General features: G+C 53.2%; 12 protein-coding genes. 6 read left to right on the forward strand and 6 right to left on the reverse strand.

Annotation, left to right across the window (positions count from 1 at the left end; translation table 11 throughout):
• Positions 1-124 precede the first annotated feature (124 nt).
• The 5 genes from aalo17_RS06085 to aalo17_RS06105 all read right to left on the reverse strand — a co-directional run bounded on the left by aalo17_RS06085 (position 125) and on the right by aalo17_RS06105 (position 7,183).
• Positions 125-922 (reverse strand): radical SAM protein, encoded by a 798-nt coding sequence (locus aalo17_RS06085; protein ID WP_067556924.1) that lies wholly within the window; start codon positions 920-922, stop codon positions 125-127.
• The gene (locus aalo17_RS06090; RefSeq protein ID WP_067556927.1) at positions 919-3,318 is read right to left on the reverse strand and encodes a glycyl radical protein; all 2,400 of its coding nucleotides are present in this window, start codon (positions 3,316-3,318) and stop codon (positions 919-921) included. The genes aalo17_RS06085 and aalo17_RS06090 overlap by 4 nt, the downstream gene beginning before the upstream one ends.
• A gap of 140 nt (positions 3,319-3,458) precedes the next feature.
• The gene (gene deoC, locus aalo17_RS06095) at positions 3,459-4,178 is read right to left on the reverse strand and encodes a deoxyribose-phosphate aldolase (RefSeq protein ID WP_420806565.1); all 720 of its coding nucleotides are present in this window, start codon (positions 4,176-4,178) and stop codon (positions 3,459-3,461) included.
• 261 nt (positions 4,179-4,439) lie between these two features.
• On the reverse strand, positions 4,440-5,627 hold the full coding sequence (locus tag aalo17_RS06100; RefSeq protein ID WP_067556929.1) for a mechanosensitive ion channel: 1,188 nt from the start codon (positions 5,625-5,627) through the stop codon (positions 4,440-4,442).
• 284 nt (positions 5,628-5,911) lie between these two features.
• A complete protein-coding gene (locus aalo17_RS06105; RefSeq protein WP_067560151.1) occupies positions 5,912-7,183 on the reverse strand; it encodes a glucose-6-phosphate isomerase in 1,272 nt (423 codons plus the stop codon).
• Positions 7,184-7,369: 186 nt separating this feature from the next.
• On the opposite strand from aalo17_RS06105, the gene aalo17_RS06110 reads away from it, so the two are divergent.
• Both aalo17_RS06110 and aalo17_RS06115 read left to right on the forward strand, forming a co-directional pair.
• A complete protein-coding gene (locus tag aalo17_RS06110; RefSeq protein WP_067556932.1) occupies positions 7,370-7,834 on the forward strand; it encodes a divergent PAP2 family protein in 465 nt (154 codons plus the stop codon).
• 61 nt (positions 7,835-7,895) lie between these two features.
• Entirely contained in the window at positions 7,896-8,276 is a 381-nt protein-coding gene (locus aalo17_RS06115; RefSeq protein WP_082743277.1) for a NifU family protein, read from the forward strand.
• A 401-nt stretch (positions 8,277-8,677) separates the two neighbouring features.
• Here the strand turns inward: aalo17_RS06115 and aalo17_RS06120 are convergent, their stop codons facing one another.
• Positions 8,678-9,421, reverse strand: coding sequence for an esterase family protein (locus aalo17_RS06120; RefSeq protein WP_067556935.1), 744 nt, complete (start codon positions 9,419-9,421; stop codon positions 8,678-8,680).
• Positions 9,422-9,516: 95 nt separating this feature from the next.
• On the opposite strand from aalo17_RS06120, the gene typA reads away from it, so the two are divergent.
• From typA to aalo17_RS06145, 4 genes are all read left to right on the forward strand, one after another.
• On the forward strand, positions 9,517-11,355 hold the full coding sequence (gene typA, locus aalo17_RS06125; protein ID WP_067556944.1) for a translational GTPase TypA: 1,839 nt from the start codon (positions 9,517-9,519) through the stop codon (positions 11,353-11,355).
• 410 nt (positions 11,356-11,765) lie between these two features.
• Entirely contained in the window at positions 11,766-12,032 is a 267-nt protein-coding gene (locus tag aalo17_RS06135) for a hypothetical protein (RefSeq protein WP_067556950.1), read from the forward strand.
• A 192-nt stretch (positions 12,033-12,224) separates the two neighbouring features.
• Complete coding sequence (locus aalo17_RS06140; RefSeq protein ID WP_145907550.1) at positions 12,225-12,827, forward strand: hypothetical protein; 603 nt, start codon at positions 12,225-12,227, stop codon at positions 12,825-12,827.
• 39 nt (positions 12,828-12,866) lie between these two features.
• Positions 12,867-13,388 carry a hypothetical protein gene (locus aalo17_RS06145; RefSeq protein WP_067556956.1) on the forward strand — a complete coding sequence of 174 codons (522 nt, stop codon included), beginning with the start codon at positions 12,867-12,869 and terminating at the stop codon, positions 13,386-13,388.
• Positions 13,389-13,622 lie beyond the last annotated feature (234 nt).

Raw genomic sequence — 13,622 nt, forward strand, 5'->3', positions numbered from 1 at the left:
CTCCTTCTTGTTTACATACAATATCCATTATAAGGAAAACCCCTTCGCTTTGAAAGGGGTTTTCTGAGACGGATATACGGACAACTGTCAAAATATGACACTTTATGAGCCGGTGCCACCATGGTCAGCCAAACCACCCTGGCTGCAGCCCCAGGGCCCGTGCCCGATCCTGCACCCATTCTTTTAAACCAGGATCCGGGGCAGGTACTGCATGCAGGGAATACGGAAGTCCCAGCGCTGCATACTTCCCTTCTCCCAGGGAATGATAGAGCAGCACATCCACAGCCTCCGGCGGATTTGCCAGACCAGCAGCAGTCTGAAGACGGAGTTCCAGATCAGTTCGGGCATCGTTGCAGCCCGGTACCACCACCAGGCGGAGTCTCCATGGGATACGGGATGCCCCCAGAATGCTCAGGTTCTCGAGAATCTGTGCGTTGTCGCGTCCTGTCAGGGCTTTGTGAAGCATCGGGTCTGCGGCTTTCAGGTCAAACAGCACAAGATCGACACCTGAGAGCAATGCAGAAAAAGAGCGGGCATCGCAGCAGCCGGATGTATCCAGACAGACATGGATCCCTTCTTTGTGAAGCAGCCGGGCACAGGCAAGAACAAACTCTGCCTGACTGGCTGCTTCCCCGCCGGAAAATGTGACACCGCCATCACTTTCTTCATAAAAGATGCGGTCCCGCAGAAGCCGTTCAGTCAGGGTATCCGGCGACATCCATTCCCCTACCCGCTGCTGTCCGTTTCCGAAGACCATGGTGACGGGCTCCGGTTTCAGGAATTCCGGATTGGAACACCATCGGCAGCGCAGGGGACAGCCCATGAGAAACACCGTTGTCCGGATTCCCGGTCCGTCCTCCGTGGAATAGCCCTGAATGTTTCCCACCAGTCCGCACCGCACAGATCTGCCGGACGTTTTCATTGCAGGCAGTTCTCTGTTCGGTCAATGATGGCCAGCTGTGTTTCCGGCATCAGCGAGACAAACTGGGCACAGTATCCGGCGACACGGACGATCAGGTTCCGGTACCGGTCCGGTTCCTCCATGGCCTGCCGCAAAGTGGCAGAGTCCACGACATTGAACTGGTTATGATAGATGCCCAGGCGCCTGCTGGCTTTCAGGAATCCCGTGAAGCGCAGCAGGTTCTCTTCTGTCTTCAGGGAATCCGGTGAAAACCGCATGTTCAAAAGCTGTCCGGCAGCGACTCTGTCATTGGGAAGTTTCGCCACAGACCGTATCACTGCAGTCGGTCCGTTGATGTCTGTCCCCTGTGTCGGGGAACAGCCTTCATTGAGCGGACTGTGCGCCGTCCGCCCATCCGGTGTTGCACCCGTGTCTTTGCCGTTGGGGACATAGCTTGTGATGTTGGAGGTGCTCATGGCATAAGCCGACACAGCCGGTCCCCGGTCTTTGCGAATCGTGGCATAGTCCGGCAGAAGCGCCAGGTAGGACTCGAACACATCTTTCACCACTGCATCCACAGCATCATCATCATTGCCGAATTTCGGCACCTCCATACAGAGCGCGCGGATGCGTGCACTTTCCGGAGACTGCCAGTTATCGTCCATGGCCTCCCGGACCTGTGCAAGTGTCAGCTCCCGGTCATCAAACACCAGTTTTTTCAAGGCGTACAGGGAGTTGCCGACGACAGCCGGTCCGATGTTGCTCTGGCTCACGACATCATAGCGGCAGCCTCCTTCCTTGGCTGTCTTTCCCTTCTCCAGGCAGTCACGGATGAAGACGGATGCAAAGGGAGAGGCATCATAGCGCTCCAGGGACCTGTCGCAGACCGCATCGCACTCCACTGCCAGATCGGTGTAGAACTTCAGCAGTGTGTTCCAGCTGCTCCAGAGCTCTTCATAGCTGCCGAACTCATCGGGAACAGGACACAGGCAGGTTCCGCTGGCCGGATCACACCCACCGTGCAGCAGCAGTTCCAGGATTTTTCCCCAGTTCACATAGGTCATACCTGTGGCTCTGTGTCCGTATTTTCCCGGGACCCCGGTCTCCACGCACCCGATGGCGCAATAGTCCAGGGCATCTTCCCATGGAATGCCGAGATCATGGATTGCTTTCGCAGCCACGTCATCATTGAACATGGAAGGCATTCCGCAGCCGGTTGCAATGAGCCTGGCTGCAAGCCGCAGAAGGTCATCCGGTGTGTCCTTCGAATACCGCATGGAGAAGTTGGGTTCGGCCATGGCTGTCAGATTCATGGCCTCCAGACAGAGATACGACAGAGGATTTGTGCCATCCTCTCCATCTGGGCGCCGACCGCCGATCATCAGGTTTGAATACAGCGGATAGCCCTGAGAATACCGTGTATGACCATAGGGACGCACTTTGTTGCAGGAAGAGTTCATCAGGAACATATGCGTGATGCGTTCCAGGGCTTTCTCCTTCGTGATCCGCCCCATCTCAAGGTCTGTCTGGAGATACGGCCACAGATACTGGTCAAACCGGCCATAACAGAAACTGTGGCCATTGGATTCGATCATCTGCAGCACATGGACAAGATATACAGTCTGCAGGGCTTCCTCGAAGTTTTGTGCCGGCTGTTCCAGAAGCGACTGTGCCATGACCTGCATGGAGCGCAGTTCGGCAGCCCGTTTCGGGTCGTCCACCTCTTCGGCCAGGGAGCCTGCCAGCACCCCGAACCGCTTGATCCAGTCAAGGGCTGCTTCCAGTGTGATGGCGGCCGCTTCGTAAAATGCCTGTGTATGACCAGTTTCTGCCGCAGCCATCCGTTCCCTGCATTCCCGTGCCAGATCCCGGAAACCGCGATTGAGAATCATTTCGTGGTCCGGAACGATGTGGCCGTCTCCGGACATGGAAATTCCCCCACGGTGCAGAACTTTCTGCTGTTCGGCCTGGACAATCCGTTCAGGTGTGGCCCTTCGCACCTGATCTTCATGGGTGTGACCGTGCCAGTATGACTGGATGGAACGCAGCCGGGCCTTGTCTTCTTCACTCACCTGAAACACATCGCCATCCCGGAGGGAAAAGGTCTCCAGTTCATCGATCACCCAGTCAATGGAATACTCCGGAAAAACCGGAGCGGCGAAATTCCGGCTGGCCTGGCACCCGAATATCAGAGAATCTTTGTCAATCCAGATGGTCATTTCCTTCAGTGTCCGGGCAAAAGCCTTCGCTTTTCGCAGCAGCCAGTCTTCCCCTTCTGTTTCCTGAAAAGAGCGGGTATAGCACATGGCCCGTTCTGTACAGAGACTGGCCTGACGGTTCTGCATCCTGGTCCGCAGTCGGCGGATCCTCTCCAGGTCGATGTCATCGTTTCGGGGAATGAATTCCAGAAACTCCATGTTCTGTCTCCTTTCTGACTCTGTCAGATGACTGACTGTTGAAGGGGTGGTCCGACAGGAACTCTTCAGCGTCAGGAAAAGCCGCAGCGGATCTGCGGCTCTTTTCAATGAAATACAGCAGCCGGATACCTGGCCCGGATTCAGTCACCGATTCCCAGGACCACAGGCACACTTTTATACCCCACACCCATGCGGTCGATTCCCATATCGATCAGCTTCAGGAAGTGGTCTCTGGTGCGGATGCAGCCCGACCCCTTGACTTTCATGTCCGGACCGGCTTCCTCCATCATGATGGCGATCACCTCCGGCGTTGCGCCGTGGCTTTCGTGCCCGGTCAGAAAACCTGTACTGGTTTTTACGAAATCCGCACCGGATTCTTTGACGATCCTGGTCCCTTTCCTGACCTGTTCTTCCGTCAGGGCATCGGTTTCCAGGATGACTTTCAGCGTCTTTCCTGCATCATGGGCAGCCTGTGCACACTGCTTCAGATCCTCCAGGACTTCTTCATACCGCCCGCTGCGAATCTGCCCATAGTTAGCCACGATGTCGATGTCCATGACCTCCGGGCTTCGGGCCGCATCCTGGATCTGGCGGATCCTGGATTCTGTGCTGGATGTCCCGAACGGGAAATCTGCCACAGGAGCGAGCTTTGTCGCAGTCCCCCTGACAAATGGTTCACACAGCTCGATATATTTCGGGTTGATGCAGATGGTGGCGCATTTCTTTTTTACACCGTCTTTTGTCAGTTCGATGATTTCTTCTTCCGTGAACTCTGGCTTCAGGACCGAATAGTCGATGTAGGAAGCCAGCTCTTCCTGTGTCATTTGTTCCGCTTTCTTCTCCGGATGTTTCATTTCCATGTACCTTCTTTCTGGCTCCATCATAACAATAACTGTATGTTTTTGAGCGTTTATTTTCGAAATTGGGCGAAAACAGACTCCATGTTTTTGTTCAGAAAGAGAACGGGTGTTTTTACTTCGGTTCAAAAGAAAAATGGCGTGCGGCAGGATGGCCCGGAGGCCGGCTGGCTGCCATCCCATGAAGAATCAACCCCTGCGCTGCTCTGTGCTGCGGACAGGATCCGGATTTAAAAAAAACCGGGAAACCCGGTTTTTCATGCATTATTCTCCAATGTGAAATTTCCTCTGCACATCCGACAGGACGGCCTTTGCAAAGTCCCGGCCACCGATGCCAAAGCTGATGGCAAAGGCAACAGCCACAGCGGCGATCACCAGGATGAATGTGGAATCCACCAGTGTCCGGGCAATGCCCAGCTGGTTGAGGACCATGAATGCAGCCACTGCATAAATGACATACCGGACAATGAGTCCCATAGATCCGTGGCCGTTCTTCTTCAGGGCATTTCCTGCCACGGCTGCGAGGAAGAAGGCGATGAAGAGAATGATGACCGCCGTCAGCAAAGACGGCATGTACGCAATCACAGCCGTACCGATTCTGGTGAGCACGCCCAGGTGCAATGTCGAGAAGCTCTCCACCACAAAGAAGATGATCATGACAGCTTCCACTGTCTTGCCGATGATGGCAGACAGCACATAGGGGGAATCATCTCTGGTGCCCGCCAGGGCAGCAAGCTTCGCATCCAGGCCGGAAGCAGCAATGATCCGGGTGATGATGTTGCCGCAAAACTTCGCCAGTACCCAGCCGATGGCAATGATGACAAGGGCAGCGAGCAGGCTCGGGATATAGGAGAAGATGATGCTCAGCATGGCAATTGCCGGATCGGAGATGGCCTTGATGTCCAGGACATACAGGGCTGAAATGATGACTGGAATCAGAATCAGCACATATACAATGTATGCGATTGTGTTGGAAAGCCGGCCTTCATCCCGGACTTCGATGCCGGCGATTTTTTGAAGACGGTTGACTTCCAGCTTGTTGAGGACCGGAATCAGCAGCTCACGAACGAGGCGGGCAACATAGAAACCGATCCAGAGGATGATGACGCAGAACAGAATGTTGGGAACATAGCCCCAGACCGTGTTCAGAAGTGTCAGAACCGGAGCGGATACCTGTGTCATGCCCAGGATCTCGAAGATACCGGGCACAAACAGCAGGAACACGACCAGCTGCACCAGCTTGCCGATCAGATCTATCGTTTTCGGTCCCTGGTTTTCCGCACCCTCGCCGGTTCCTTTCAGCGTTGCAAGTTTTGTCCTCGAGAGCAGCTTTACAATCAGCGATTTCGCAATCGCAGCCACAATGAAGGCCAGCACCAGCAGCAGAACCGCCTTGATGGCAGTCCCCAGACCGGTGTTGAAGAAATCAGTAAACCATCTGAAGTCTCTCATGATGTTTCCTTTCATGCACCTGTGCGGTGTTGTACCGTTTGGCAGTTTCAACATACCACAATCGTCACAAATTCCTGTGACATTTGACCGCTCCATCCTCGGATGAAACACGATAATTTGATTTCAGATTGAAAGGAAAATTACTTGAGTAAACATGTCATCTTTCGTCTGGATATGGCAGAATCCGTCATGACAGTGGCATTCCCGGCTTCAGGGGTACGGCGGCATTGACAGTCAGAAAAAAGGCTGTCCATACAGGACAGCCTGATGCATGCTGACGGGTATTATTCTTTGCCCAGCAGCCGGAACATGTTTTTCTTGTAGACTTCCACACCCGGCTGGTTGAACGGGTTGGAACCGTTGAGAAGTGTGGTCATGGCAATGGCCTTGAAGAAGAACATGCACATGTTGCCGAAATCGTAGGAAGTCATGGAGGGCATGGTGATAATGATGTTGGGAACACCACCGGTTTCCTCGTGTGCCATCAGAGTGCCTTTGGCAGCCATTTTGTTGGCCCAGTCGACGGATTTGCCAGCAAGATAATTCATCTTGTCGGCGTTTTTGTCATCGCCCGGGAACGTGATGTCGATCATGGGCTGCTCGACATACAGGTTTGTCTCGAACAGGACTTTCTTGCCGTCCTGGACAAACTGACCCAGTGAGTGCAGATCCGTGGAGTAGTTTACGGAATCCGGCAGAATGCCGAGTCCGTCCTTGCCTTCGGATTCGCCGAACAGCTGCTTCCACCATTCGGATACCATGGCCATCTGCGGTTCATAGTTTACAAAGAGTTCCACATCATATCCCTGGTGCTGCAGAATGCGGCGGGCAACGGCGTAGCGATAAGCGGGGTTTTTGTCGAGATCGGCATCGCCATATTCGCCCATGCCATCGTGCAGACCCTGCATCAGCGCATCAATATCAATCCCGGCAGCCGCAATAGGCAGCAGGCCCACGGGGGTGATGACGGAGAAACGTCCGCCGATATCATCGGGAATGACGAATGTCTCATAGCCTTCTTCATCAGCCATGGGTTTCAGGGCACCGCGAGCCTTGTCTGTGGTGGCATAAATGCGGCCTGCGGCCTGGTCCCCGTATTTGTCTTCCATGAACTGTTTGAGGATCCGGAAAGCCAGAGCGGTTTCGGTGGTTGTACCGGATTTGGAAATGACATTCACGGACACTTCCCTGTCCTTCAGGTACTCCATGACCTGTGCGATATATGTGCTGGAGAATGTGTTTCCCATGTAAATGACTTCGATCTGCTTTGCAGGATACAGACCGTTGATCATTTCAATGGCTGCACGTGCACCAAGGTAGGAACCGCCGATTCCGCAGACAACCAGCACGTCAGATTCGTTCCGGATTTTTTCTGCGGCTTTTTTGATCCTGGCAAATTCTTCCTTGTCATAGTCGTTGGCCCAGGTCATCCAGCCTGTAAAATCACTGCCTTTGCAGGTCTTGTTTCTCAATGCCTCGTCCAGTTTCGCAACCTCTTCGCGGTAATCATGAAAATCTTCCTTCAGGAAAGCATGGCTGAGATCTAATGTAAGCATGTCAGTTTTCTCCCTTCTGCCATCTTTAAAATTATATGCCATATTCTCTTCTCCGTCTATTTCATGCACAGAGTGGAAAACCCGGCAGATCCTGAACCTGCAGGAACCCAGCCGACTGTCATGCACCATGGCTGACCGGACAGATTCCAGCTGGTGTGTGATAAGCTGAAGATGAGAGGTGATTTCATGATCCCGAATTCCCTGTTTCCCCTGGTCTGTGCCCTGCTCGCCAATGTCACGGCACAAGTGGCAAAACTGTTCATTTATTATTACCGGACCGGCGAATGGAACCTGCAGTGGGTCCTCATGAGCGGCGGTTTTCCCAGTTCCCACTCCTCCACAGTCACGGCACTGTCCATGACCGTCGGAATGGAAGACGGGTTTTCCTCCACATTGTTTGCAGTGACAGCTGTGTTTTCTGCTATCGTTATGTACGATGCCTGTCATGTCCGGTATTACAGCGGCAAGAACATCGAACTCACCCAGCAGCTGATCAAGGATCTTCGGGACATGACCGGTCTCACGTTCAGCGATCCGATCTACCAGGAAAAACTGAAAACCATACTGGGACACAAAGTCGTGGAAGTCATAGGCGGGTTCGTGCTGGGGCTGCTGATTCCCCTGCTCCTGTCCCCGCTGTTTCTGATCTGACAGACCATGCCGGTCTTCTGTCCGGGGACAGCTGAATACAGAAATCAATGGAGGTAATGCTATGGAATACAAAGAAAAGCCGGAATCGGCTTCTGAAAAAAAAGAACTGGGACAGGATCCCGAGGCGGTGAAAGCCGCGCAGGATCTGGAGGCCGCAGCGGGTCTGAAACCGTCGGAGTCAGAACCCCATGAACTGACAGAGCCGACTGCCCAGGTCCTGGAGGAACAGGTGGAAGAAGTCCTGGAAAAAATCAGGCCGTATATTCAGCATGATGGCGGTGACATCGAACTGCTCGGAGTGGATGAAAACAACATTGTATATGTGAGTTTCATCGGTGCCTGTGCGGGCTGTGCCATGGCCGGAGAGGATTTCTCCGGAGGTGTCAAGCTCCTGCTCCTGGATGAAGTCCCGGCAATCCGCGATGTTGTGCTGATCGGGTAAAACCTGGTCTGTGGGTTGTGAAACGCGTGCATCACGCGTTTTTTTTCTTTGGCAAGTGCGTGCCGGTTCTTTTGTGCAGGATCAAAAAAACATCCGGTTTCCCTCCGGATGCTGTGAACTTTCGTATGTACTTGAATTAAATCGGAAAGCTTCCGGCTTTCGGCAGTCTGTTACGCAAATGCACGAAATCAGGCTGCGGGGTAAGTGGAGTCATGAACCGGACACTGTCCGGCTGTCACAGTCCGGTTTTCTGCTCAGGGATGCAGTCCCATACCTTTCATATACCATTTCCTTTCTTCTGTCTTCGGTTCCATTATAACGGAAAAAAGTGACAAAACCGGAAAAAACGGAATGTGAAATGATGTGATGATCCGTTCTTTGCGCCCGCTGACAGCGTGAGCCTAAACCATGTGCGGCAGGTACTCTAGAAGCTGCCGCTCCCAGCTGGGCCAGTCATGCGGAGTATCATAGCCCCAGAAACAGGTTTCCACCTGGATTCCTTTGCGCCAGAACAGGTCGGCGAGTTTTCTTGTATCCTCCAGACACTCGTTTTCCCAGGCTCCCTGTCCGATCACGATTCGGGCATCGGCTGCATTGTACAGCGAAATGCGTTCATCCTGCGGATCCAGTTCCTCCAGATATGCGAGCGGGTTGTTGATATGAAACTCTTTTGTATAACAGCTGTCATAGACATAGCGGCTCATATCATACAGACCAGACAAAGCCAGCAGCCGACTGAACCGCCAGGGATGGCGGAAAAACAGATTGACCGCATGATAGGCGCCCATGCTCGCCCCCATCACCATGAGCGGTTCTGCCTCGGACTTCCCTGTTTTCCACAATGCCGATGGAATGAGTTCGTCGAGCACATAGCGGTTCCAGGCCTCCAGCCGGTGCATGCGGCCTTCTGTGGGCCCGAAGCTGCTCCACGTTTCTGCATCCACAGAATCCACCGTCAGAAACTGAATCCGTCCTTCGTCGATCAGTCCGGAAACCAGATCGAACATCCGTCTGTCCTCCCATTCAAAGAACCTGCCATCCTGACAGGGTATCACCAGGCACAAAGGCCCTGCATGTCCATACAGCTTGAATTCCATCTCGCGGCCAAGAATGCTGCTGTATTCTTTGTAATATCTCACCTGCATAATCAATCTCCTATCCGCTGATTATATCCACGTTTGTAGTTTCCCGCAAGAATGCATATAATAGGACCGGATTTATTCAAGAAAGCGAGCAAGCAATGGCAGAATACGAAAAGATACTGAACATCGCCGTCATCGCCCATGTAGATGCTGGCAAAAGCACCCTCGTGGATGCGTTCCTGAGGCAGAGCGATGTGTTCCGGTCCAACGAAGAAGTGGTGGACTGTGTCATGGATTCCAACGACCTGGAGCGTGAGCGCGGCATCACGATTTACTCGAAGAACTGTTCCGTGATTCATGATGGTGTGAAGATCAACATCGTGGATACTCCGGGCCACGCGGATTTTTCCAGTGAAGTGGAACGGATCATCCGGACTGTGGATACAGTGATCCTGCTGGTGGACGCCAGTGAAGGTCCCATGCCGCAGACCAGGTTCGTGCTGAGCAAGGCACTGGAAATCGGGCTGAAACCGATTCTCCTCATCAATAAAATCGACAAAAAGGACCAGCGGGCTGAGGAAGTCGTGGATGAGGTCTACGACCTGTTCCTGGATCTGAATGCCACGGATGACCAGCTGGATTTCCCCATCCTGTATGGTGTGGCCAAGGAAGGCCGGGTACAGTATGATCTGGAGACTCCTTCAGACAATATTGAACCGCTGTTCAAGACGATCCTGAAGCACTGTGATGTATATCCGGACCTCAATGATGAACCGGTCCGGATGCAGGTGTCGGCGCTGGCCTATGACGAATACATCGGACGTCTGGGAATCGGGCGGATCTACCAGGGAACGCTGAACGCCGGCGGCAAGTACATTCGGACAAATGCCGATGGAACGATGAAAAATGAAACTCTGTCCAGTCTGTTTGTCTACAAGGGACTGTCCAGGACACCGGTGCAGGAAGCTCATGCCGGTGATATTGTGGTGATCGCAGGAATGCCGGAGATTTCCATCGGCGACACGATCTGCCCGGTGGATGACCCGGAACCCATGGAATCCATTCCCATTGAAGAACCGACACTGTCCATGAATTTTCATGTCAATACTTCCCCCTTTGCCGGTCAAAGCGGCAAATACGTGACATCCAGAAACATCCGGGAACGTCTTGCCCGAGAGCTGGAGGTCAATGTGGGCCTGCGGGTGGAGGAAACCGATTCGCCGGATACATTCAAGGTATCCGGGCGCGGTGAACTGCATATTTCGATCCTGATCGAAAACATGCGGCGGGAAGGCTACGAGCTGGCAGTGTCCAAGCCTGAGGTCATTCTGCACTTGGATGAAGAAGGCCGCAAGGTGGAGCCGATGGAGGAAGTGGTCTGCATCGCCCCGTCTGAATATCAGGGGACGATCATCAACAAGCTGAATCTGCGGAAAGGAATCATGCAGGACATGGAAGAAGAAAACGGCTATGTCCGCATCACCTATACAGCCCCTACCCGTGGACTGCTGGGGTTCCGGACGGAATTCATCAATGACACACATGGCGAAGGTACCCTTGTGAGACGTCTGTGCGGTTATGAACCATATAAGGGTGATATCGCACAGCGTATGCAGGGGGCCATGATTTCCACGGAAACCGGAGCTGCCATGACTTATGCCCTGTGGAATCTTCAGGAACGCGGATCCCTTTTCATCGGTCCGCAGACCGAGGTCTACACCGGCATGATCATTGGGGAGTCCGCCAAGAACATCGACCTGGATGTGAATCCCCTGAAAAATAAAAAGCTGACAGCCATCCGGTCCAGCGGCCGCGATGAAGCGATGCTGCTGACACCTCCCCGTGTCTTCTCCCTGGAAGAGGCCCTGGAGTGGATCAACGATGATGAACTGGTGGAAGTGACACCAGATGCCATCCGGATCCGGAAAAAGGGACTGACACCACAGGACCGCAGACAGCTCTATCGGGAGAAAATGGCAGCCAGGGAACAGGCGTAGTCACGGTCGTGTGACTCTGGTTGGCGCAGTACTCCGTTTGCCTGCCATGAGCAGGTACATCGGTCAAAGAGGCATCTTCGGATGCCTTTTTTCGTGGAAATCACGAATCTTTTCTCACGGTCTGCACATGGCAGTCACTGCGCCGGCCCTGTTTCTGAAAAAAGGGTTGCCGTTACTGTGACTCCGGCTGAAAACATGATGCAGTTCTGCAGCGGCCGTCCGGCTGATGCCGGGTACAGGGATCATTATTTTACAGGCATATATTATGCATATTTGCGTGATATCCTGGATGGGTGAAAGGGGGAGAGTATGCTGAAACAACTCAAATACAGACTACTTCGGTCCTTTTTCGCAGCAAATCATTCTTTGATCCCCGGGACATTATTGCTGTGTTTCATGAACACAGACTCATGCTGGCCGTATGGCTGAAAGACTTCTGGTGTGTGCCCCTGACCTCCCGGAAGAAAGACGGATATATCCAAGTTCTTCATGAGGATCAGCCGGTTTCTGTTCTTGGAGACCGGTATATCCCGGACTCTCCCCTGTTCGCAGACTGCAGCAGCCTGTTTCGGGTAAAGAAACGGAATCTGTCTGGATTTGTAAAAGGAATGTCGGACCGGTTTGCAGCACGGATCATGCTGCATACAGCCATCCTGTGTCTGGAAGGTCCGGACTGACTGAAGCTGCAGCCTGGATCACTTGTGGAAAGCGATGGATCGCTGTATCTGATCATGGGTGATGAAAACGGCCGACAGATGGTACCGTGCTCTGTATCCGAACATAAGGTGCAGGGCGGATTTTCGTGGTACAAAACAGATGGGACCAGACAGGACAGCGTCATTGTGCCGGAAGGAGGAACTCCTGTCGCCGTGCCTGAACTTTCTTATCCTGTGGCAGGATATCTTCTCCCGGATGACCTTCCGGCAGCAAGAAACACTGTGAGAGCCGCTGCAGAGAACCGGACCAGGTTCAGTCAGCTGATTCCGCCGGAAACGCTGCAGCATCGTAAAATGGCGGATTCTGCCATACCCGGGGATGTTTTCTATTCCTGGATGCCCCTTGGTGACAGGGCTCTCCTGGAGGCAGGTGAAGGTCACTGGAAACGTCCATATCCGATTTTCCGTCAGATGGAAAATGGAACACTGCTGGCTTTTCCAGGGTCCCACAGACCGAAAAGCGGTTCCTGTTTTGCAGCCCTGCCCGAGCAGTATCCCTGGTACAGCCTGGATCACATACGGCGGCCGACTGTGCACATCACGTATTTTGATATTTCTTCTCCCATGTATCTGGAGCCCAGGCCTCTCATTGAACGGTGCTTTTCACTTCGGACAGAACATCTGCAGATCGTGTACAGAAAAGCCATGAACAGAACATGGTGTGAAAAGACGGGGCTTTCAGACTGGGTCAGGGACCGGCTTGTCATAGAGACAGATGATATCGTCCGGTATCAGGAGGAACTGTTCTGGGTCTGAAAACGGGAAAAGACAACAGCCACATTGCATCCCACCACAATGCCGGAAGGCCACAGACAGCCAGCGCTCTTCTACCAGGGAAAGAATGTGATCCCGGACACAGACGCTTCGTGTTTTGATGCCTGTATCGGTGAACTTGACTGGATGCAGACACTCACCCCGGCGGAAGCACTGAACTGGTCAGAGTACCTGAAGCTTGAGCGGGAGAAGAAAAGAAAAGAGGACAGGAAGTCTGGCGGAAATGCGAAGAAAGCCCGCTGGAAACTGGAACTGGCTCCAGGAACCATCGTTTCATCAAAGGGTGAAGCACTGCTGTATCTGGGATCGCGGAACAGTCGCTGGCACTGCATCCGAGAACCGGAACAGGGATGGCGGGGAAAGAGCATTCAGCTGGATCCGGTTCCGGTGGAAAGCGAGCCTCAGCTTGTGTCATTCGACCTGATTGAATCCATTGCAGATGATATGAGGAGATCCGGAAAACCTGAATGGCAGAGCCTGGGGGACATTATCATAGAAAATCTGCGCCTCGAACAGGGAGAAGAGGAACAGTGCTGGATTTGATATGATCCGGCTCCGGATTCGACCGGGCCCTTCTCTGAAACAGGGCTGTTCTGCGATTCAGTGAGTATCCGGCAATCACCACCTGCCCTGCGCAAGATTTCAGCCACGAAGAAAAAAGGATGTCACATACGACATCCTTTTTGCCTTGATTCCCATATCACATAAATACAGTCGGATTTTTGCTGGACAGATTCCAGCACGTCCAGGACTTCCCTGCTCAGTCTACTGCGGTCA

Source organism: Faecalibaculum rodentium (genome assembly GCF_001564455.1).
Classification (GTDB): Bacteria; Bacillota_I; Bacilli_A; order Erysipelotrichales; family Erysipelotrichaceae; genus Faecalibaculum; species Faecalibaculum rodentium.